The organism is Nitrosospira multiformis, from assembly GCF_900110185.1.
GTDB classification, from domain to species: Bacteria; Pseudomonadota; Gammaproteobacteria; order Burkholderiales; family Nitrosomonadaceae; genus Nitrosospira; species Nitrosospira multiformis_A.
Map to the genome: position 1 here is coordinate 1 of NZ_FOCT01000001.1, position 20,846 is coordinate 20,846.

17 protein-coding genes are annotated in these 20,846 nt (G+C 52.0%); 12 read left to right on the forward strand and 5 right to left on the reverse strand.

Annotation, left to right across the window (positions count from 1 at the left end):
• Positions 1 to 398: 398 nt before the first annotated feature.
• From BMY01_RS00005 to BMY01_RS00015, 3 genes are all read left to right on the forward strand, one after another.
• Positions 399 to 2,654 carry a family 1 glycosylhydrolase gene (locus tag BMY01_RS00005; protein WP_074743569.1) on the forward strand — a complete coding sequence of 752 codons (2,256 nt, stop codon included), beginning with the start codon at positions 399 to 401 and terminating at the stop codon, positions 2,652 to 2,654.
• 220 nt (positions 2,655 to 2,874) lie between these two features.
• Complete coding sequence (locus BMY01_RS00010; protein WP_074743570.1) at positions 2,875 to 4,704, forward strand: ABC transporter ATP-binding protein; 1,830 nt, start codon at positions 2,875 to 2,877, stop codon at positions 4,702 to 4,704.
• 466 nt (positions 4,705 to 5,170) lie between these two features.
• Positions 5,171 to 7,000, forward strand: coding sequence for an ABC transporter ATP-binding protein (locus BMY01_RS00015; protein ID WP_074743571.1), 1,830 nt, complete (start codon positions 5,171 to 5,173; stop codon positions 6,998 to 7,000).
• Between the two features lie 622 nt (positions 7,001 to 7,622).
• On the opposite strand, the gene BMY01_RS00020 is transcribed toward BMY01_RS00015, so the two are convergent.
• Positions 7,623 to 8,129 (reverse strand): hemerythrin domain-containing protein, encoded by a 507-nt coding sequence (locus BMY01_RS00020; protein WP_074743572.1) that lies wholly within the window; start codon positions 8,127 to 8,129, stop codon positions 7,623 to 7,625.
• A 459-nt stretch (positions 8,130 to 8,588) separates the two neighbouring features.
• Here BMY01_RS00020 and BMY01_RS00025 point away from each other — a divergent pair, with 459 nt between their 5' ends.
• Positions 8,589 to 9,086 (forward strand): hypothetical protein, encoded by a 498-nt coding sequence (locus tag BMY01_RS00025; protein WP_074743573.1) that lies wholly within the window; start codon positions 8,589 to 8,591, stop codon positions 9,084 to 9,086.
• Between the two features lie 195 nt (positions 9,087 to 9,281).
• Here the strand turns inward: BMY01_RS00025 and BMY01_RS00030 are convergent, their stop codons facing one another.
• On the reverse strand, positions 9,282 to 9,896 hold the full coding sequence (locus BMY01_RS00030; RefSeq protein WP_074743574.1) for an undecaprenyl diphosphate synthase family protein: 615 nt from the start codon (positions 9,894 to 9,896) through the stop codon (positions 9,282 to 9,284).
• Positions 9,897 to 10,288: 392 nt separating this feature from the next.
• Here BMY01_RS00030 and BMY01_RS00035 point away from each other — a divergent pair, with 392 nt between their 5' ends.
• A complete protein-coding gene (locus tag BMY01_RS00035; RefSeq protein WP_217638592.1) occupies positions 10,289 to 11,155 on the forward strand; it encodes an MBL fold metallo-hydrolase in 867 nt (288 codons plus the stop codon).
• A 251-nt stretch (positions 11,156 to 11,406) separates the two neighbouring features.
• Complete coding sequence (locus BMY01_RS00040) at positions 11,407 to 11,754, forward strand: hypothetical protein (RefSeq protein ID WP_074743576.1); 348 nt, start codon at positions 11,407 to 11,409, stop codon at positions 11,752 to 11,754.
• Between the two features lie 85 nt (positions 11,755 to 11,839).
• Here the strand turns inward: BMY01_RS00040 and BMY01_RS00045 are convergent, their stop codons facing one another.
• The 3 genes from BMY01_RS00045 to BMY01_RS00055 all read right to left on the reverse strand — a co-directional run bounded on the left by BMY01_RS00045 (position 11,840) and on the right by BMY01_RS00055 (position 14,778).
• Entirely contained in the window at positions 11,840 to 12,718 is an 879-nt protein-coding gene (locus BMY01_RS00045; protein WP_074743577.1) for a M28 family peptidase, read from the reverse strand.
• Positions 12,719 to 12,763: 45 nt separating this feature from the next.
• Positions 12,764 to 14,110, reverse strand: coding sequence for a hydroxysqualene dehydroxylase (locus tag BMY01_RS00050; RefSeq protein WP_074743933.1), 1,347 nt, complete (start codon positions 14,108 to 14,110; stop codon positions 12,764 to 12,766).
• 137 nt (positions 14,111 to 14,247) lie between these two features.
• Positions 14,248 to 14,778 (reverse strand): DUF4142 domain-containing protein, encoded by a 531-nt coding sequence (locus tag BMY01_RS00055; RefSeq protein ID WP_074743578.1) that lies wholly within the window; start codon positions 14,776 to 14,778, stop codon positions 14,248 to 14,250.
• A gap of 251 nt (positions 14,779 to 15,029) precedes the next feature.
• On the opposite strand from BMY01_RS00055, the gene BMY01_RS00060 reads away from it, so the two are divergent.
• From BMY01_RS00060 to BMY01_RS00085, 6 genes are all read left to right on the forward strand, one after another.
• The gene (locus BMY01_RS00060) at positions 15,030 to 15,290 is read left to right on the forward strand and encodes a hypothetical protein (RefSeq protein WP_074743579.1); all 261 of its coding nucleotides are present in this window, start codon (positions 15,030 to 15,032) and stop codon (positions 15,288 to 15,290) included.
• Between the two features lie 405 nt (positions 15,291 to 15,695).
• On the forward strand, positions 15,696 to 15,950 hold the full coding sequence (locus tag BMY01_RS00065) for a hypothetical protein (RefSeq protein WP_074743580.1): 255 nt from the start codon (positions 15,696 to 15,698) through the stop codon (positions 15,948 to 15,950).
• A 134-nt stretch (positions 15,951 to 16,084) separates the two neighbouring features.
• Positions 16,085 to 16,696 carry a DVUA0089 family protein gene (locus tag BMY01_RS00070; RefSeq protein ID WP_074743581.1) on the forward strand — a complete coding sequence of 204 codons (612 nt, stop codon included), beginning with the start codon at positions 16,085 to 16,087 and terminating at the stop codon, positions 16,694 to 16,696.
• A 600-nt stretch (positions 16,697 to 17,296) separates the two neighbouring features.
• The gene (locus BMY01_RS00075) at positions 17,297 to 19,114 is read left to right on the forward strand and encodes an autotransporter outer membrane beta-barrel domain-containing protein (protein WP_175463173.1); all 1,818 of its coding nucleotides are present in this window, start codon (positions 17,297 to 17,299) and stop codon (positions 19,112 to 19,114) included.
• A 336-nt stretch (positions 19,115 to 19,450) separates the two neighbouring features.
• Complete coding sequence (locus BMY01_RS00080; protein ID WP_081353597.1) at positions 19,451 to 19,780, forward strand: c-type cytochrome; 330 nt, start codon at positions 19,451 to 19,453, stop codon at positions 19,778 to 19,780.
• Positions 19,781 to 19,805: 25 nt separating this feature from the next.
• Positions 19,806 to 20,828: a hypothetical protein gene (locus BMY01_RS00085; RefSeq protein WP_074743582.1), complete on the forward strand. Its 1,023-nt coding sequence runs from the start codon at positions 19,806 to 19,808 to the stop codon at positions 20,826 to 20,828.
• Positions 20,829 to 20,846: the final 18 nt, after the last annotated feature.

Sequence of the window (20,846 nt, forward strand, 5' to 3'; positions counted from 1 at the left end):
CGGGATTTCCAGCATGCGCTGCGCGAGGAAGACGAGCACCTTGCTCATATCCGTCAGTGGTTCAAGCAGATGGTGATGGAGGATGCGGCGGTCGCGTCCTGATTCTGAATGGAAAACGGGGATAACTGGTTCCGCCGTCAACCAGCTGTCCCCGTTCCACGTTTATCCAGGGGTCATCACTCTCTTCCTGATCCACTGGTCGTGGCATGGAAAATGGGGTCAGCTATTGAATGTAGGTCAGGTTCTTCCGTGCGCTGCCTCTCGTCAACTGGTGCGGTTTTAAATCAAGCGCTGGCGCATTTTCCTTGTATCTCTCCTTCATTCCTTTCGAAAGCTAATTCACAATTTATCCTTGTATAGAGCTTATCAGGTTAAGGCAATATCGCTGGAGGAAGCACATGAACGCGAAAGAGGGCGGTGAACAAAGGGATGAAATGGCGCTATGGGGTGGCCTGGAGTGCACGGTAAATCGCGTTTCAGATGAGTATTTCAGCCAGCTGGAACGCAACGGACACGCTAACCGGTTATGTGATCTGGAGAGATTCGCCTCATTGGGGATTCGGGCGATACGCTACCCGGTTCTTTGGGAGCATTTGGCCCCCAAGGGGCTTGACCAGATTGACTGGTCCTGGTCGGATGTTCGATTAGCGGAACTTCAGGAGCGCGGAATCGCTCCGATTGTCGGTTTGGTGCACCATGGCAGCGGACCGCGCTACACGAGCCTGATGGACCCGGAATTTGCGGAGAAGCTCGCCGCATTCGCTGGCGTCGTAGCGAAACGCTATCCCTGGGTCGAATACTATACGCCGATCAATGAGCCGTTAACCACCGCACGTTTCAGCGGCCTATACGGCGTGTGGTATCCGCATGGACGTGATGACAGGACGTTCATCGAGGCGCTATTGAACCAATGCCGCGCTGTGGTTTTATCCATGCGCGCCATCCGGCAAATTAATCCCAATGCGAAGCTCGTTCAGACCGATGATCTCGGAAAGTCCTACAGCACTCGTGAATTGACAGAATTGGCCTCGTTTTATAACGAGCGCCGGTGGCTGGCCTGGGACCTGCTATGCGGGAGAGTGGGGCAGGAGCATCGGCTGTGGGAGTATCTCGTCGGTACAGGAATCGAGCCATCACGATTTCTCTGGTTCAGGGAGAATGTCTGTCTACCGGAAATCATTGGCATCAATTATTACATTACAAGCGAGCGCTGGCTGGATCAGCGCATTGAACGGTATCCAGGATGGCATGTAACCGATCATCGCGGCCATCGTTTCGTGGATATCGAGCCTGTCCGGGTTCTCGCAACACCTACGAGGGGAATCGGCCCCTTGCTTGACGAAGCATGGGAGCGATACCGCCTGCCACTTGCCGTAACCGAAGCGCATATGGGGGGAGCACGTGAAGACCAATTGCGATGGCTGCTCGAGATCTGGCAGGGGGCCCGAAATGCCCGGCAGCGGGGGGTCGATATTCGCGCCGTCACGGTATGGGCTCTGCTCGGCTCCTACGACTGGAACTGCCTTGTGACAGCATGCAACGGATACTATGAGCCAGGCCCTTTCGATGTTCGCTCATCGATTCCCCGTCCCACGGCGGTTGCCGCACTTGTAAAGGAACTGGGGGCAGGAGCGCGGCCTGCCCACCCGGTCCTGAAAGGGCAAGGCTGGTGGCGGCGGCCGGAGCGTCTCCTCTACAAGCCCGTTGCGACGCAAGCATCGGTTGTTTCTCTTTATCCCGATTATCATTTTGCAGAAAGCAGCGCTGCGCAGCCTATTCTTATTACCGGGGCTACAGGTACCCTCGGCCGTGCATTTGCAACCATATGCAAGCAGCGCAATCTTGCCAGCAGGTTGCTGAACCGGCAGGAAATGGATATTGCTGAACGAGCTTCGGTCGAAGCCGCCGTAGCACGTTACCGGCCATGGGCGATCATCAACGCGAGTGGCTACGTCAATGTCGACAATGCGGAAAAGGATAAGGATCGCTGCTTTCGCGAAAACACATTGGGCCCGTCCGTGCTCGCAAGTGTTTGTCGGAAGCAGGGCATTGAACTGATGACGTTCTCGAGCGATCTGGTGTTTGATGGTGGGAAAGCTTCGCCCTATCTCGAAAGCGACACTATCGCGCCGCTGAATCACTATGGCCGAAGCAAGGCAGAGGCGGAGCGCAAGGTATTCGACCAGTATCCTGAAGCACTGGTGGTTCGGACCAGCGCATTTTTCGGCCCATGGGACCTCTACAACTTTGTGACGCTTGCCCTCCAGAACCTTGCAGCCGGGGCAAGCTTTGCGGCCTCCTCAGACATCACGGTGTCCCCCACTTATGTGCCCGACCTCGTGGATGTTTGCCTTGACCTGCTCATTGATAGGGAAGCGGGGATATGGCATCTGACCAACGGGCAGCCGATCACCTGGCTGGGGCTTGCTCTCAAAGCAGCGGAAAGAGCAGGCATCGATGCAAGCAGGCTGGAAGGCCAGCCGCGAGATAAACAGGATTACATTGCCCTCCGCCCATTTTACAGTGCGCTATGGAGCGAACGAGGCATTCTATTACCCACACTGGAAGACGCACTCGATCGTTATATGGCAGAAAAGCGCCGGGATACAGAGGTGATAGCGGAAGTCGGAGAAAAAAGACTGCAGATCCCCTGAAATTGAAAAATCTCCGAAAGAGATTCGCCTTCGCGGAGGGATTGTTTAGACATACCCATGCGGAGCATCGCCAGTTACGCAGCATGAATGGCCTTCATGTATCGTTTTGCTCGCAACTCAAAAAGGACGTTTCTACCAAAGCTAAAGCAAAACTGATTTGAATTGAGGAGCCAGTGTCCCCTTCTCTCTTCCAGAACTTTCAGAACTCATAGGCACAGTTATGTTTGCATTTTTTGAGCAGCGCATCCGACCTACTACCATTCCTGAAAAATCGCCCCCCCGAGGTTTGCTGGCCTTTTACTGGCACTTCGTCAGCCAGACCAAGGGACTGTATGCGGCGCTGCTTGCAACCGGCCTGGCCGTAGCACTGATAGATACCCTTATACCCGTCTTTATCGGGCGCCTCGTAGATTTGATGGAAGCAGCCGATCGTGTTACTGCGCTGCGGCACAGCGCCCCCATGCTGATCGGAATGTTCCTGCTTGTTCTGGTTGGGCGGCCTGCTGCTATTCTCATAGACAGCCTCATACGTCATAACGCTGTGGTACCCGGTGTAACCGGCCTGATCAGGTGGCAGAGCCATTGGCATGTAGTTCGTCAAAGCTGGGCGCTTTTCCAAAACGACTTTGCAGGACGTATTGCCAATCGGGTGATGCACACAAGCGATGCGCTGCGGGAGTGCGTCGTCGCCGGCATTCACGCTATCTGGTATATCACTGTTTACGGCTTTTCGGCATTATTGCTGATGACCAACGTGGACTGGCGGCTCGGTGCGCCCACAGCGGTATGGCTGATGGCATATATATTTTTCTTGCGCTACTTCGTGCCGCGGATGCGGGATCTTTCTCGGACCAGCAGCGAGCGGCACTCGTTGCTGATGGGCCGGGTCGTCGACAGTTACACCAATATTCTTACGCTGAAGCTGTTCTCGCGAGCGAGCGATGAGGATGCGTATGTGCGGGAAGCGGTCGATGACCATACCGCTGCCATTGCAAGGCATATGCGGCTGATTACAAAATTCACCACCACACTATCGTTACTTAACGCGCTTTTGCTGATTTCTACTTCCGTCATCGGAATTATGCTATGGGTACGTGGCGACCTTGAGGCAGGGGCGGTCGCAATGGCTATTCCACTTGCCTGGACTATTGCCAATACTGCAGGATGGGTGAGTTGGGAAATGAACCGGGCTTTTGAAAACATGGGCACCGTGCAGGACGGGATGCAAACCATTGCGGCCACGGATACGGTGGTTGATATGCCCTCCTCACTCAACCTCGATTCCAGCGAGGTGCGCGGTGAAATCCGTTTTGAGAGGCTGAGCTTTACCTATGGCCGCAGCGATGGCCGAAAGGTATTGGACAGCCTCAACTTCGTCATTCGTCCCGGGGAACGGGTAGGGCTGGTAGGGAGCTCGGGAGCCGGCAAATCGACCTTGATCAACCTGTTGCTGCGTTTTTACGAGATCGAGACCGGAAACATCCGGATAGATGGCAATGATATTCGAGAGGTGACGCAGGAGAGCCTGCGGCGCGCAATAGGCGTTGTGGCACAGGACACTTCCCTGCTTCACCGCTCAATCGCGGAAAACATTGCTTATGGCACCCCGGGCGCAACCCAGGCGCAGATAGAGGAGGCTGCACGGCAGGCGCAAGCACATGATTTCATTATTATTCAGCGGGACTGCAGCGGACGTACCGGCTACGATGTCCATGTTGGCGAACGGGGTGTCAAGCTCAGCGCGGGTCAGCGGCAACGTATCGCTATTGCACGCGTCATACTTAAAAACGCTCCCATCCTGATACTGGACGAGGCAACCTCCGCGCTGGATAGCGAGGTGGAGTTGGCGATTCAGGATCAGTTGATGGGCCTGATGGAAGGCAAGACGGTAATTGCCATCGCACACCGGCTATCCACAATTGCGTGTCTGGACCGGTTGCTCGTACTTAAGGACGGATGCATCGTCGAGGAGGGCACGCACGAGGAGTTGCTCAAGCTTGGTGGCCAATATGCCATGCTATGGCGGCATCAGTCGGGCGGGTTTCTGTGAGAACCCCGATGTGAGCAGCCAGCCAACCGGAATAATATCCAATTTTCAGCATACGTATTCTCTACTCTTACAGTAACCCTCTCTCCACTTCTCTCCTTCTTTTGCTTTTGATCATGCGGACTGCGCTGCTTCAGTAGCCCAAAAAAAAGCATTTCCTCCGTAAACTTGCAATGTGCCCGCTCGTTATAGCCCTCGGAACGACGAGTGTTTATGAAATATCTACCATTGCGGGAACAGAAACCAAAACGTCCCCAAATTCGACCTATTGCCAAAGCGCGCCTCGGGTAATCTGCTCGCCGTTACACAACCTGTAAAAAACGCTCTCTTACGCTTTTCCGAGATCTAAATGACGACCAAAACGATGTTCATGCCCCGGGTTTGCAGAGAGACGAAATTGACTCCAATCTGCATGCCTGCCAGCTAGTCAGACTCCGTATCTTTCCCTTTTCCACTTAGAGGTTTTTACATGTTCGCTTTTTTTGAGCAGCGCGTTCGGCCCACTGTCGTCCCTAAAAAATCCCCACCCCCGGAGCTGCTGGCATTCTATTGGCACTTTATCAGCCAGACGAAAGGTTTATATGCAGCCCTGTTTGCCACCGGGTTGGCGGTGGCTCTCATCGACACGCTGATCCCCGTTTTCATCGGCCGGCTTGTAGAGGTGATGGAGGCGACTGCACGTGTTGCCGCATTGCGGGATGCAACTTCAATGCTATTCGGCATGGCACTGCTGGTGCTGATCGCCAGGCCGCTCGCGATCCTGATCGACAGTCTTGTGCGACATAATGCCGTGGTTCCTGGGGTAACCAGCATGATCCGGTGGCAGAGTCACTGGCATGTCATCCGGCAGAGCTGGTCGCTTTTTCAGAATGACTTCGCGGGACGCATGGCAAACCGCGTCATGCACATGGGCGATGCGGTGCGCGAATGTGTTGTGTCGAGCATTCACGCGATCTGGTATATCGCAGTGTATGGTGTTTCTTCGTTGTGGCTGATGAGCGCGGCTGACTGGCGGCTTGCGATCCCCACGGTGTTATGGTTCATCGCATACGTATTTTTTCTGCGGTACTTCGTGCCACGCATGCGTGACCTGGCAAGAAGCAGCAGCGAGCGGCGCTCAGCCGTGATGGGGCGGGTCGTGGATAGCTATAGCAACATCCTCACCGTCAAGCTGTTCTCGCGTGCGAGCGACGAAGACGCTTACGTGCGCGAAGCAATCGAACATCATACGATGGCCATTGCCGCTCACATGCGTATGATCACAAAATTCTCCACCACCTTATCCCTGCTCAATGCGCTTCTGCTAGCAGGCACGACCGCGATCGGCATCATGTTGTGGTCCCAGGGAAGGCTTGACGCGAGTGCAGTAGCTATGGCTGTGCCGTTGGCCTGGACGATCGCCAATGCGGCGGGATGGGTCAGCTGGGAGCTGAATCGGGCTTTTGAACACATGGGCGTGGTCCAGGAGGGCATGCAAACCGTTGCCGTGACGAACGCTCTGGCTGACAAGCCCGGCGCGCCCGAGCTGGAGGCCAGCGAAGTGCGTGGAGAAATCCGTTTCGAGAGATTGACCTTCACATTCGGCCGGAGTGACGGCCGCAAGGTGCTTGACAGTCTCAATTGTGTCATTCGGCCGGGTGAGCGCGTGGGGCTGGTAGGCAGTTCGGGGGCTGGCAAATCCACGTTGATCAATCTGCTGTTACGTTTCTACGAGATGGAGTCAGGCGGTATCCGCATCGATGGGCAGGATATCCGGGAAGTGACACAGGAGAGCTTGCGCCGTTGCATTGGAGTCGTAGCGCAGGATGTGTCCCTGCTGAACCGCTCCATTGCCGAAAACATTGCCTATGGCAGCCCGGGAGCAACCCGGGAACAGATCGAGGGGGTCGCCAAGCGCGCCCAAGCGCACGACTTCATCATGAGCCAGAGGGATTGGCTGGGACGCACCGGTTATGACGCGCACGTAGGCGAGCGTGGCGTCAAGCTCAGCGGCGGTCAGAAACAGCGTATCGCCATCGCCCGTGTCATGCTCAAGGACGCTCCGATCCTGATACTGGATGAAGCTACCTCGGCCCTCGATAGTGAAGTGGAGCTTGCGATTCAGGATCAGTTGATGGGGCTGATGGAAGGCAAGACAGTGATTGCGATTGCACACCGCTTATCTACCATTGCTTGCCTGGACCGATTGCTGGTACTCAAGGATGGATGTATCGTCGAGGAGGGCACGCACGAGGAACTTCTCAGGCAGGGTGGTCAGTACGCCATGCTCTGGCGGCATCAGTCGGGAGGGTTTCTTTGATTTGCGGAACGGGATGGTATTGATGAAAGGCTTTCGCTGCTATCTGCTTTTTCTTGTTATATAAATATATAAAACGCGCTTCGCCCCTTGATTCCCTCCTTTCAATTGAAACCCGTTTTCGATAAGGGTTTCGAAGGTGAAGGGGAGGAAGCGCCAAACAGGCAGACGGTTCAGGATTTCCTATCCTCACCTTACTTATCCCCACGAAGCGGTTTTTAGATAACGCTGGAAGCCGCTTCCAATCAATACTCAGATTCTTCTGGTCAGTACATCATAATTAAGACCAAAACCAGAACTTGAGGGCGACTTTCCACTCAGCGCAGCGGTGATGAGCATAATAGTCACCCCTGCCTGGTCCGAACCTCGGGTCTATAGCCAGCTTATTCCCAGCACACCCAGGCCAGCAACCAGTATCACTATATAAGCAACCCAAGAGACAAGGTTATCCATGCGCGTCCCCTGTTGTTAATAAAGATACGACCACGTCTACACCATTCTTCTTTTGGTCGGCTATTCGTGGGGCGAACCGATAGCAATTGACCTTATCCTCCAGAAGCGGGTTGGGCAGTTGGTAACCAATCGAGCAAGCTGGGATCAAGTCAGCGTGTCAGTTTCCCTTCAGTTATTCCTGCTCCTCCATGAGAGCTTCTTTGCGCTCCTCTATTTCAGACCCGAGTTCTTCAAGATCCATTTTTGCTTTCTCCACTTTCGGGAATATCTCGTTCTGTTCTTCTTCTATATGGTGATTAACATATTCTCCAAGGACGCTTACCATAGCGTCATACATTGGGTCTGCGCTGCTCGTTGATTGAATTTTTTCGATGAGATCCTTGGCGGCTTGATGCTCCACAGCTGCTTCGTTCATCAGATCATCATCATCAATTGCTTCACGGGCGGCAGGATAGAATATTTCCTCCTCCACTTGTGCATGGATCATGAGTTCCTTGCAGATCTGCTGCACGAGCTCTTCCTTGCCTTCCTCCTGCTTTTTGTGCAGTTTTTCGAACTCCTTGAACATCTTCTTGACTTTGTTGTGGTCGTCAGTCAGCAATTTGATTGCATCATGTTTGGACCTTCTCGTGGTTTTGTGCTCTGTGGTTTTATGTGAAGTGGTTTGCGTAGTTGGCATGATGATCTCCAATGGAATGTAGGGTTGAACGGTTTGCTGTTTATGTCCAGCTCATGAACACACAAGCATGAACGAAAGATAATCTTAAGGATTGTAGAGTTCTGTACGGCAACCCACACTGTTCTTTTCCCCGCTTCCTCCATTTTCGTGATTCCCCAGAAATGGAAATGGAAGCAAGCGACCAGGAACGAGGAATGGCAGGCCGCCGGGCTATGTATGCTCCCGCACAGAGTGAGCCGTTTTGTCACTTTATGATGAGTCATTCTTCCCCAAATTGGAGACAGGAATCACCGCTTGAGATGGAATCAAAGATTCGATTGAAAGTGTAAGCAGTATGAAAACTGCTGTAAGGGGATGAGGAAATCGGAGGGATTCAAAATTCAAGGCTTAATGAGGAGCAAGGGCTCAGGAAATACTATCCCGTGTCTTTAAGTTCGATATGCATTCAAGGAGAGAAAAATGATGCGCTCATCAATTTTGAACAAGAAAACCTGCATTACAGCAGCGGCTATGCTGGCGTTTGGATTTGCCGGAAGTCTATATGCTCAAAGCAGCTCGATGTCGATCGGCGCGACAGGCGGGGCGTCCACCGGGCAAGATAATGCAGGCAAGAAGGGCGAGGGTAGTTACAACAAGAAGGACAACCCAACAAGGGGCACGAAAGACACCTTGGGCAGCGACGAGCCTGGCAGTTCGGGAAGCGGGGGGAGCGGTTCCGGTGGTTCAAAGTCACCGGAGGGAAGTGCATTGGGTGGATCAACGGGGGATAAGGGGTTCAGCAACGTGAGGGAAAATAAAGGAGGTAAGGGTGCGCGTGGCATCCTGGGCGGCAGCACCGATACAAAAGCAGGCCATGCCGGAGAAAGCATAGGCAGTGGCGGTACCGGAAAGAGCGACAAGTCGAAGCTTGACGCAAGCGCTCCCGCGGATGGGAGTAGCGAAGGTATTGCCAAGTAAGTAGATTTGCGTTCAATGCTTGAGTCCACCCGAACCTGAGATTAGCCTTTCCCTGCTTTAGGCAGGGGAAGCTTCCTCAGTTCTTTCATTTTAATCCCGGAAACGTGCTTTTAAGGATACTGTCTTCGAGCAACAGCGGGGGTACGGAAACCGTCCACTCGATAATCCTCTATTCACTACACGGGAAAGTGAAGGCTATCCTCCAAAAGTCCGGTCTTGCCGTTTGAACCAGGAAAGTGCCTCATCAAAATGCCGGGGTTCAAAATCCGGCCAGAATTCGTCCCGTATATAAAAATCCGCGTAGACTGATTGCACAGGCAGGAATCCACTTAAGCGACGTCCGCCTCCCCATCGCACGATCAGATCAAGGCGAGATACGTCACTTGAACGCAGTCCCCCATTTTTAAGCCCGGCGAGGTCCCATTCCCAACCGTAATTGACAAGCAGGTTAACCTTCATGCCACTCCCCCGGCGAATCCTGAATGTTTTCAAAATTTCTGGAAATTGGGCAGAGGTCTCATCTCCCACTACCAGAAGGGCTGCTCCGCGCCGCGCAATTTCAAAAGCAAATGCCACTGATGCATCGGTAAAGGCACGTTTTTGAGCGTCAGGCCGCTTTGTATTGTCTTGTGTAAAACAATAAATGGACGCTTCAACGATACCCTGTTCTCTGCAGATTTCGTATAAAGATAGTCCCGGGTCTATGCCAAAGCTGTATCCGTCTTCTTTGCCCATGCCACGGTTCAAGGCCCAGCGGCGGTTGCCGTCAGGGATGAAACCCACGTGAAGCGGAATATTTTTTCGTGCCATTGTAATTCCCCGTAGCCCACATCCAATACCCACCAGTCCCCATCATATGTGTTCTTGCCCCGCATGGCGGGGCGTGCGGATATATGAAATAAGCGAATACTAGGTGTAATTTTTTATTCCCGGCTGTGCGAGAGCGCACATAGCGACTCTTCGTTTATCCATACACTTCCATTATGGTTCCGGTAATGCGGAGTACTCGTACTGCTGCTCACTATTAAATGAAACGAGATAAATCAGGGAAGAAAAATGGACTTTAATTGCCCTTTTTTGAAGGGCGCTATTGGTGTAAGTCTGTTGCTCACATCGCTCTCATACCAGTCACACCCACTTTTTCGACGCTTCTAACGTCAACTCTTCCGTGACCCACTCCAGCCAAGGGAAGACTATCAACAATGAGAATGCCAAGCTCGCATTTGCTGCAACTTCCATCAGGTTCGGAAGACGCGGATAGGCCTGCAACCGGTTCCATTACTTTTGTGGGTACCGCGACGGTCATTATTCGTTATGGCGGCCTGACAATTCTTACCGATCCGAATTTTCTGCATCGAGGGGATCATGTACATCTCGGATATGGACTTACTTCCGAGCGGCTTACCAATCCCGCTATTGAACTGGAAAACTTGCCGCCAATCGATCTGGTTGTGCTCTCACATATGCATGAGGATCATTTCGACAAATTTGTTCAGAAAAACCTTGATCGGAACATCCCCATTGCGACAACGGGAGGAGCTGCGAAGTATTTGAAAAAGCTGGGGTTCGTGAAGCGTCATCCGCTCAAAACCTGGGATACGCTTATTGTCGAGAAAGGCAATACTACGCTTCGGGTAACTGCCATGCCGGGGCGCCATGGGCCGCCCATTATTGCTAAATTGCTGCCTGAAGTAATGGGTTCGATGCTGGATTTCGGGAGCAAGAATTCACCGCGCAGCTACAGGATGTACATCAGCGGTGACACGATGGTTTTTGACGATATCAAGGAAATCCCAACGCGCTATCCCGATGTTGATCTCGCTCTGTTGCATCTGGGGGGCACACGCCTGCTAGGTCTTGTGACCGTGACCATGGATGCAAAAGAGGCTGTCAAAATGATGCGACTCATTGTTCCCAGAAAGGCTATTCCGATCCATTACAACGATTATGATGTCTTCAAGTCACCTTTGAGCGATTTCAAGGAGGAAATAGAGCGGGCGGGTTTACAGGACAAGATCATTTATCTGGAGCACGGTGACACATACGAGTTTCGTCCTACAGAGAAATAACTGCTCTCATCCGGGCTTTCAAAACCTTATAACGGATGCCCGGTTCTTGCCCTTGCCCCTAACCAGTCAGAGAGAATTGGGATGGAGATTAGTGCCGGCAGTGCAGCGTTGGTCCGATACGACTCTTTTCCCCTCATACATATACCCTTCGTTGCCTTGTATGGGTGTGTGCGTAAGCGTACGGAAAGCCCTTACGATTTGAGTAGCATTTAAGTTCAGCAACTTTGCTGGGTCAATCTCGAGGAACTACCATGGAAAATATTTTAATACTGAAAAAATTAGCGCAGTCTGCCGTGCTTGCCGGCGTAATCACTTTTAGTGCCGCAGGGGTAGCCCAGGCAGCAGGTGCGGGTGAGCAGACTGGAGAATATGGAGATATGTCCAAGCATGGGAAAGGAAGCAACGCGCCCGAGCCACGTGGCTATCAACAATCCGGCTCCGGTTCAGGGGAGGGCTCCGGCCAGGGTGGATATGATAAGCCGCATGACAAACGGCATGATATGCACGATAAATCGTATGAAAAAGAAAAACGCTCTGGACAGGGTGGAGGATCACAGGGTGGAGGATCATCCGGCCAATCCGGGGGCGGGGGATACTAGTTTCTTCGCCTGTGCGCAAGGCGCGGTTGGCGATATAACGCCGAACGCGCCTTTTCTCCGGTATTCCCCCAGAAGTATTTCGGCGCTAGCTCCCTGAACGCACTAAGCTCGCGATCACCGCCTCCAATCCATCGATCACTCCGGTCAGGAAATCGTAGCTGATTTTCTCCGATGTATCCCTAGGTGTATGGTAGTAGGGGTAGCGCAAGGGCGCGGTATCGGTGACCATTATTGCTGGATATCCCTCTTTCCAGAAGGACCAGTGGTCGGAGCTCCATGCGCCGGGAAAATTGGTCGGGAGCGTTAGCGATTCGCAGGGGAGGTTCGGACGCAAACTAAACAGACGATGAGTTTCTCGCAACAATTCCTTAGAACGAGTGTTTCCCACGAGCGCAATGAAATCTCCTTGCCGCGGTAACAACAGCCCCATGAATGATAGCCGCTGGCTTCCTTTCTGCTCAGAGCAATAACCGATGGTCTCAAGACAGATCATTGCCCTGATCTTTTCCCTGCGTTCGCGGCACCGCCGCGCGTACACCCGGCTGCCCATTTCGGTGGTACGGGTAAAGGGATGCTCTTCATTTGTAAATGCAACAAGGCGCAGGGTACGTGGGAAGGTTTTTCCTGCACATGCGTGGGCCAATTCAAGAAGCGCGGCGATTGCTGAACCATTGTCGTTTGCCCCGGGAGACTTGCGATGTGTATCGTAGTGGGCGCCAATAATGATGATTTCCTCCGGCCTATCCGTTCCGGTTAATTCGACCTCCAGGTTCGCGAACTGCAGCCCTTTTGCTTCGTATAACTGCTGTTTGACGTGATAGCCGAGAGAGGTCCACGATCGATCGATAAAGTCTGCGGCCGCAGCCAGCCGGTCATATTGGTAAAGATTACGCTCGCCGATATCGGAAGCCAGTGTACTGATATGCTCCCGTATTCGTTGGGTCCGTATCCTTTCCTGTGCCATAGATTCCTCCCTTCATATCGGTTCCGTATCTCGATGGAGGCTCATCTACACTAATTTTTCTGCGTTGATTACTTCACGTGCTGCACTGTTACCCGCAATTATCGCACCTTCCATCGTTGCCATAAAAGATTGCTGGACATAATCACCTGCGAGAAACAACCCCCTGACGGAAGTACGTGGTTGCGGACGGAGTTTATTCATGTTAGGGGACAGCAGGTAAAAGTCGGCAGGATGCCGTATCACTCTGTAATTCGTGACGTGAGCACTGTCGATCCCAAGCCTTGGTGCATCGCGTTTGAAGATTTCAAAAATTTCTTCATCTTTTAAAGCAATTATCCTATCTGGCGGCGATAGTATAATAGAGAGCCTCCCCGCCTTATCGGTGAAGGTCGTTCGCGATTGTTCTGTAAAGGTTACAAGCGAGGCTCCCACACCGAATACAGTGTGATCAATAGGCCAGGCGGGACGACTCGATTCTATTTGCAAATTGACTTCAGGCATCGAGGGGAGTGAAAGCAGGTTGGGGAATGCGTCTTCCAGAGAAGAAGCTCGTATTATGCGCTGGGCCGGTTCCAGCGACGTGGCGAGCACAGCGTAATCGCAAGCGTACTCAGTTTCGTTATTGACGAGAACGCCCCGCACCCGATTATTGACGGCAACAAGCCGTGTTACGGGTGCATCAGTAAGCACAGTTCCCCCAAGTTGAGCGATGCGTTCGGCGATGGGTCGCGCCAGAACTTCGGTCATGCCTCCGCGAAAGGCGCCGATGCGTACACGGTAGAATCGCTTCAGGGCGTGCACGAATGGTCCAAAAAAGACATACGCGCTATACCTTTCCGGGGGAATAAAAAACAGCCCCGCCGTGAGGGGAACGAGCAACCTCTGTATCGTTTCTTCGCTTAAATGAAACTTGTTTGCATAATCCAGCACCGAAAACTCATCGAGCTTCTCCGGGCGCGTTATGAACGTGATCATGCCGGAGATAAAGAATTTCAGTGCTTTCCAGGTTTCTTTCCAGGAAAGAAGATGATTCCTGAAGGGGCTTGAAAACGTTTTAAAGGGCTTGAAGACGGGGGAGGCACCGTAGACATACGAGGGGCCCTTACCGGTTCCCGTTGCGATTTTTACCTCTATTTCATCTTCCCAAATAATAATATCTTTCATCTTCAATCCGGCTTTTTTCACGAGTTTGGGAAAAGCTGTGTAAAAGCCCAGTACTCTGTGTAGGCCAGACTCTACTTCCATTCCATCTTTATTCCAGGATGCGGTTCTCCCACCTATGTAAGGAGCGGCTTCCAGCAACAGCACCGCAAATCCGTTACGGGACAGTTCAAGCGCGGCAGACAAACCGGCCAAGCCGCTGCCGATGACAATAGTTTTGGGCTTACGCATAATGAGGATGAAGGACGCGAGTATTGGATCTGGTTGTGTCAAGTGAATGTTGCGTCAGGATGACGCAACATTCCACTTCTCCCTTAGGGTTCCACAGGAAAGCCTGTCAGAACGTCATGTTCTGACTGGACTTCCTGTTACTTGAGGGTAGGCTTGATTTTTTCTGCGTGCTCGCGGTGGGAGACAAGCGTTGGGCGTGTTTGAATCAGCAACGCCTTGAGTTCCTCGTTCTTGACGTTGGGCACGAGCTTGTTGTCAGCAACATCGATGACTTTTTTATGAAGCGCGATTTCACCGTCAATGTAGGCTTTGTCGAATTCCTTGCCGCTCAGGCCTTTAAGTTTTTCGAGACTCGCTTTGGCGTCATCCTGCAGACTCTGACTGATCGCGTTGTCCTTGGGGGTCAAATTGAGTTTCTTTGCAAGTTCGGTTGCTTGCTGGTTGCTGTCTGTGTGGTCGGCGATCATTCGTTGCGCGTATCCCCGAACATCTTCATTCGAGGCTTTTGTCTTGGCCAGGTTTCCGTTTTCAATATCAGCGGTGTTCGCAGTTACCACAATGTGTGCAATTTCCGCGTCAGTGAGAGCACCTTGAGTATCTGCCGCTTGTACGCTGACGGTAAACGCAGGAAGCATCAGAGCCATTGCCAGTACGACTGATTTTTTCATGATTCTTCTCCTAAGTATGAATGTTTGGAATGCTTGCGATAATAAAAATGCCACTTGATAAGGGATATGCAGCGGGAACCGCCACTTGACAATGATGGGGCTGAGCTACGAGAGTTTCTGTGCGCTACCAGACACAACAATGTGTAACCAATGTGGGAGGTTGTGCGCTATCGCACCGAATTTGGTTGTCAGTGAGAGGAAAATAAGACATATGTAGATGTAATTGACCGATAAACCTTGCAGGAGCCATCATGGAAGATCCACAGGAAACCAAAGATGAGGAATTGAGGGAAGACGAGGCAATGGCTCAAATGCCGGATGAAGCGGATGAGGATGTGCCCGTCGATGAAGAAACCCACGGAAACAGAGCTCAGGAAAAGATAGGGAACCGTGGAACCAAGAAACAGGAAACTCAGGAGGAAGCGAAAAAATCAATTACCGGAACTGAAGCGCATCACGATCCGAGAAACGAGCATCCCGATTCCGGTCCGGCTCCTCTGAAACGGTATTAATTTTTCATCCCTTTTGTTCGATAGAACTGCACATACTACTTTCCGCTTGGCAATTCCCTCCAGAATGCACGTTCTCGACGCGCGGAGGGACGCGACTTTTGAGGGGTATCTTGTCCACACCGTTAAGTCTACTCAACAGTTATTTCTTTGAACACATCTCATCTCCAATGGAAAAACATCCTTTGCAGGGGCACTGTTATTTGTAATTGCCCCGTGTATGACGAAGAAGTTTTTCTAATTCTCAGCATCAGAGAACCGGCAAATAGTATTGACACTCATTCTCATCTGAATTAATGTTCTGCCCCCAGACAGGGGATGTTTTTGTTATAGGACCGATAGTCCTATTTTTTCTCCTGGTACTAAGAACACGATTGATCCGTTCGGAAGAGAATAAGAGGATAACTGATGCGCAGTTCCAAGGCACAAGAAAAGCCGCCGGTTCGGCTGCTGTTGTCAGTGTTGTCATGGCTTACCACCTTGCAGCGGATTCCCGATCCTGCTGTTCAATCTGCAATCGCACAGCATTTCCATCTACTGATGTTGCATCCAGCAGCCGACAGTATCGATATCCAGGCGGGGATATATATGGCGAGAAGGACGGGCATGGATTCGGCGGGGTTGCTTGCGCGCTACACGAGTATTACTACAAACCTTCATTGACGCCTTGTCGTACCCTTTATCCGATAATTGATACTTGCACGCCGCGTTCCATTCCTATATCGGGTTGTACCATAGTCCAATTGGCTTGGCCTTTCAAATAAGTATGATGCAGACGTTATTATTTGAAAGGGGAGATGATGAGATCTGCATCAGTATTTGTGAAGTGCCTTGCAGGGTTGGCGGCAGCGGTCAGTTTAATGGTGGTATATCCTGTGGAGGCAGTTCCATATTTTGAAGTTGGTGATGCCGGGACGACAGCCGACACGGCGAATTACGTTTTCTGGGATACAGACACTATCTTTGGCGCGATTCATGTCAATGATGGAGCTGACGTCTATGGTTTTGAGTGGGCAGGCGGGTTCTTCATGGCAAACACCCACGGGTCGAATTTCGATACCATGCTATCCCTTTTCGATGAATCTGGCGGCTTGCTTTTATTTAATGACGATTTCGGCTCCAAGTTTTCGCAGCTCTCGTCGGAACTCGATCCCGGAAACTATTTTCTCGGCGTGACGTACTATTCCAATAATTGGGAAGGGGATATGACGTCTTACTGGACACATGGTTCCGAAGGGTCCTATCAAATCCAGAAAACTGTATCGATGCCTATACCGCAGGATTTGCCGCAGGAAGGGGATCCAGCCAACGTGCCAGAGCCTGCTTCTTTTGCTCTGGTTGCTATTGGACTGGCGGGAATCTTGTTGCAGCGCCGCCGGAAGTATTTGCCAAAAGTACCGACCGCATGATTGGGAGGTGAGTTCTGGGTTTTGGGCCAGTCAACTCACCCCACGGAAAAGGTAAAGGGTTGCTTTAAGTGCAGCTCTGTAATATGCTAATGGATTAACACCGGATTCTATTTGAATCCGTCTGTAGCTTACTCTGATTCCATCATGTGCCGTTGTCATTTGCCCGTCAAATATCAGGAAAACTTTCCGATAAATTCATATCATTGTCTGCCTGAGTACGTTTCCGCATCGTTTCAAGAATTACCTCAATCCGGGTGTAACGCCCCGCCGTCATAACTTCAACCACCGTCATAACTTCAGCTTTCGATCTTTGAAAAGCTGCAGGGCCGGTAGTTGCCTTAGTTCAAATTTATTTCTGCTGTAAGCCGCATTTCTGGCTGCGGTAGGACATTTCTACTACGTCAATCCGGACGCTCCCCGAAAGAGGGAGCGGGAGCCAGGGCTGGATTATTCCTGTAGAGCATGGCAAAAAGAAAAAAATCAGCTTCTCTTTCTCTGTGTACGAAATTCATCATTGTTTTGTTGGTGACTACGGTTGCGCCGCTATCCTCTCGGGCTCAGCAAGGTCTTACGAGGGATGTAAACAGTATCGAGAAGGGAATGAGCCGTAGTAACGATACTCAGAGCACAACTTCTGCCACTTTGCCTAGTGGCATAAGTTTTCAGTCATGGGTCGACAAAACCCGGTTTAGCGGTGACGCCAAAGATACATTTCAGAATAATACGAATAATGTGAATGACTCCTCCCACCTGATATTCACTCAGCAGGACAGCGTCCCCTATGACGGTACAATTTCGGGTTCGGACTTCCTGAATAAAGCCGGCTTGGGTATGCCGACATTATCAGGAGACTCGGGAGCATTCGGCGAGCATACCACTGCCCAAAGCGGCCTCCTGACGGTAAATGGAATGCTGGGCGGGACCCTGCACGTGTTGCACCATGCTTCCCTTCACGGTACTGGACATATAGGAGCCACGACGGTCGAGGGGACTGTGTCGCCGGGAAATTCGATTGGCATGCTTACGGTTCACGGCAATTATGTCCAGCTTCATGGTTCCACTTATGAGGTAGAAATTCATCCCGACGGTGCCAGTGACCAGGTCATTGTCACAGACCTTGCTGATATACAAGGGGGAACAGTTTCTGTTATTCCCGCGGGTGAGGAGTTCACACCTGGCAACCGCTTCACCATCCTGACAGCGAATAGCGGCTTGACCGGAAAATTCGATTCACTCACGCATGGCCTGATCAACCTGGGTATCTCCTACGATCCTACTCACGTCTACCTCGATGTTTTGCGCTTTTGCGATATCGGCGAGACGCCTAATCAGTGCGCCACAGGAAGCGCAGCCGAGCGGTTGGGTGCCAGCAATCCTATCTATAAAGCGATTGTCCATCAGCCAGATCAGGAGAGCGTGCGCCAGGCTTTTAACAGTCTTTCCGGCGAAGGGCACGCGAGTATTCAGGGCATGATCATTGAAGACAGCCGTTTTATACGGGAAGCGGTTTCAGGCCGGGTCAGGCAAGCTTTTCATCTGGTGGGTGCGCAGTCCTCTGATACTCCAGGACATATCCTTCAACAGAACTCTGCTGCCGATGGGGCATTATGGGGACGTGTTCTGGGTTCGTTCGGCCATCGGGATGGAGGCCTTAATGCGGCCCGTATCGGGCGTGCGCTTGCTGGAATTTTTGTGGGTGGAGATATGCAGATCGCCGATAAATTTCTTCTCGGCATTGCCGGAGGATACACGCAGGGATCCTATGAAGGAGCACGTCTTTTCACCGCTTCAAGCGACAATTATCACGTTTCCGTTTATGGCGGCGGACAATGGGGGCCTCTTGGCTTACGCGTGGGTTCCGCATACATCTGGCACGATCTGGAGACAGGGCGGGACGTAATCTTTCCAGGTTTTTCAAATCACCTCAATGCCGAATACAATGCGCGCGGAGTACAGGTGTTCGGCGAGGTTGGTTATGATTTGCCCCTGAATGTCATCTCACTCGAACCGTTTGCACGGCTCGCTTACGTAAACCTGCGTACAAAAGGTTTTCAGGAGCGTGGAGGGATATCAAGTCTGCGCAGCGGTGGCAGTCAGCAGGATACCGCATATACCACTCTGGGCATCAATGTGGCGAAGACGCTATCCCGACTGGAGAAGATAGTTACCACGCTTCGCGGAAGCATTGGATGGCGGCATGCCTTCGGTGAGATGACGCCGGTCTCGACTTTTGCTTTTGCCGATGGCTCACCCTTTGCCACAGCCGGTGTACCTATTGCCCGCAATGGAATAGTCCTGGGGGGAGGCGTGGATGCGCATGTCCTCGGAGCTGCGACCTTGGGTATTTATTATCAGGGACAAATTCTTCACAACATTGCCGATCATGGTGTGCGTGCAAACTTCAGTTGGAGATTCTGAGTTTAACGCCTAGCATTTTTCCAATCGGCTGTCGTCACTTTTTACCTTTCCAGGCTCGCAAAACCCTCTGCCGGTGTGGGGATATGCCAGAGAATGCAAGTTATAAGCAAACTCAACCTTAATTCGCTGAATCGTTTTTCTAATGTCATAGACGTCTGTTACAGTGTTTCCATCAACTCAAAACCATAGGAAGAGGGTGATGCAACCTATAATAAAAATTGACGGCGGAACAAGGTAAACTCCACATTTTATCCACGCAAACATTAAGGTTTATCCGTAACCCAGCATAAGGCAATGAAATGTCTTTTCGACTAAGATTCTGCCTGGAGGAATAATGTGAGAAAGACAAAACCCATGAGGACTGCGACTGTGCTCATGCTCTCAATATCAGTGGCCGCGTCGGTGATGGCGGATATGGCGCGCGCCGCTACGGAAACCAACGCTGACAAAGGGTTCCGGTGGAGAGATGGCGCAGAAGTCTATTCCAAGGTTTGTAGTTATTGCCATCAAGGTCAGGTAGGGCCTCGCCTTTTCGGTCGAGAACTTCCGCCGGAGTACATTCGTGCCATCGTACGGAACGGGAGCAGGGCAATGCCCCCATTCCGGCCGTCGGAAATCGACGATGAGTCGCTGGCGAAATTGGCTGAATATATTCAGCGCAATTAATCGACAGGGAGGATTGAGGAGGGAAATGGTGAACGTACGCAGACGTAATCTCCTGAAAGGCTTGGTGACGGGAGGGGCGCTATTGGCGCTTGGAATCCCTCTACGAGTGTTTGCAAGTACAACGGCTGGAAGCGTGGGGAAATTTGGATTACTCCTGGGAAATACTCCAGCAGACGCGGCATTCGCAGCAGGAGTGCGCACTGCTTACGCTCTCAGCAGTAATGTACGGCAAAACGGAATTGCTGAAAGTGAGGCGGCAGGGCCAACGGGGTCGATTGGGAAAGTCTGGTTCTCTCCACCTCGCGTGATAAAACTGACGGGCGGCTTGCTTAACGAGTATGAGGCGGTGGCAAAACTGCTGGAAGGTGCTCGTGGAGTACGTTGGATTGCCATCATGGATGATGGCAGTGCGGCAGTTTTTATGGAATTGATGCGCAGTGCCGGTGCAGGACTGATTCTTCGGGGTTCACACGCATTTTCCGGTCATGGCGCCCTCGGCCGCTCCAGCTTCTCCCGGGAGGTTCCCGAACTTCGGCATGTGTGGACTGCCGCATCGCCAGAATTTAGCGCGGGTGATGTCCTCGCGGAGAAACTTCTTCCGGGTCACAGCAGTTTTTCTATTGTAGAGGATTTTCTTTCAAGCCCACATTCCGCTGCTGGAATGCTGGCTCGCAGAGCAAATAAGCCTAAACCGGGCTTCTTCAGCTACCGATTGGATGGATTTGATGATATTCATCTTCATTGCTCCGGTCTTTCAGCAGCTGACGGCTGTGAATCGGTAGGCTGGAGCAAGGCAGGCACGTGGGTGCCCCTCAAAGGACAGGAGCTCGAATCGGAGGAGGGGCCAGCCCCATCGAGGCATCCCCAGTTGCAATTGACCGGCTGGATTGAATCCGTGGGATATGCTGCCATGACTGCCGCGATAGGATTGCATTCATATCAAATCCCGTGCTCCCGACGCGCATTTGTACATCAGCTACCGCTCGGTACACGTCCTCGACGGAATATACGCGCCGAGCGATTCGCCTCATTCGTGATAGAGACCTAACCCGGATAGGAGCAAGGG

Coding starts and splice junctions, on each gene's coding strand:
- BMY01_RS00060 (WP_074743579.1), top strand. CDS start 15,030: ATGGAAGATCCACAGGAAACCAAAGATGAGGAATTGAGGGAAGACGAG.
- BMY01_RS00035 (WP_217638592.1), top strand. CDS start 10,289: ATGAGAATGCCAAGCTCGCATTTGCTGCAACTTCCATCAGGTTCGGAA.
- BMY01_RS00015 (WP_074743571.1), top strand. CDS start 5,171: ATGTTCGCTTTTTTTGAGCAGCGCGTTCGGCCCACTGTCGTCCCTAAA.
- BMY01_RS00050 (WP_074743933.1), bottom strand. CDS start 14,110: ATGCGTAAGCCCAAAACTATTGTCATCGGCAGCGGCTTGGCCGGTTTG.
- BMY01_RS00030 (WP_074743574.1), bottom strand. CDS start 9,896: ATGGCACGAAAAAATATTCCGCTTCACGTGGGTTTCATCCCTGACGGC.
- BMY01_RS00085 (WP_074743582.1), top strand. CDS start 19,806: ATGGTGAACGTACGCAGACGTAATCTCCTGAAAGGCTTGGTGACGGGA.
- BMY01_RS00045 (WP_074743577.1), bottom strand. CDS start 12,718: ATGGCACAGGAAAGGATACGGACCCAACGAATACGGGAGCATATCAGT.
- BMY01_RS00005 (WP_074743569.1), top strand. CDS start 399: ATGAACGCGAAAGAGGGCGGTGAACAAAGGGATGAAATGGCGCTATGG.
- BMY01_RS00020 (WP_074743572.1), bottom strand. CDS start 8,129: ATGCCAACTACGCAAACCACTTCACATAAAACCACAGAGCACAAAACC.
- BMY01_RS00040 (WP_074743576.1), top strand. CDS start 11,407: ATGGAAAATATTTTAATACTGAAAAAATTAGCGCAGTCTGCCGTGCTT.
- BMY01_RS00070 (WP_074743581.1), top strand. CDS start 16,085: ATGATGAGATCTGCATCAGTATTTGTGAAGTGCCTTGCAGGGTTGGCG.
- BMY01_RS00075 (WP_175463173.1), top strand. CDS start 17,297: ATGAGCCGTAGTAACGATACTCAGAGCACAACTTCTGCCACTTTGCCT.
- BMY01_RS00055 (WP_074743578.1), bottom strand. CDS start 14,778: ATGAAAAAATCAGTCGTACTGGCAATGGCTCTGATGCTTCCTGCGTTT.
- BMY01_RS00025 (WP_074743573.1), top strand. CDS start 8,589: ATGATGCGCTCATCAATTTTGAACAAGAAAACCTGCATTACAGCAGCG.
- BMY01_RS00010 (WP_074743570.1), top strand. CDS start 2,875: ATGTTTGCATTTTTTGAGCAGCGCATCCGACCTACTACCATTCCTGAA.
- BMY01_RS00065 (WP_074743580.1), top strand. CDS start 15,696: ATGCGCAGTTCCAAGGCACAAGAAAAGCCGCCGGTTCGGCTGCTGTTG.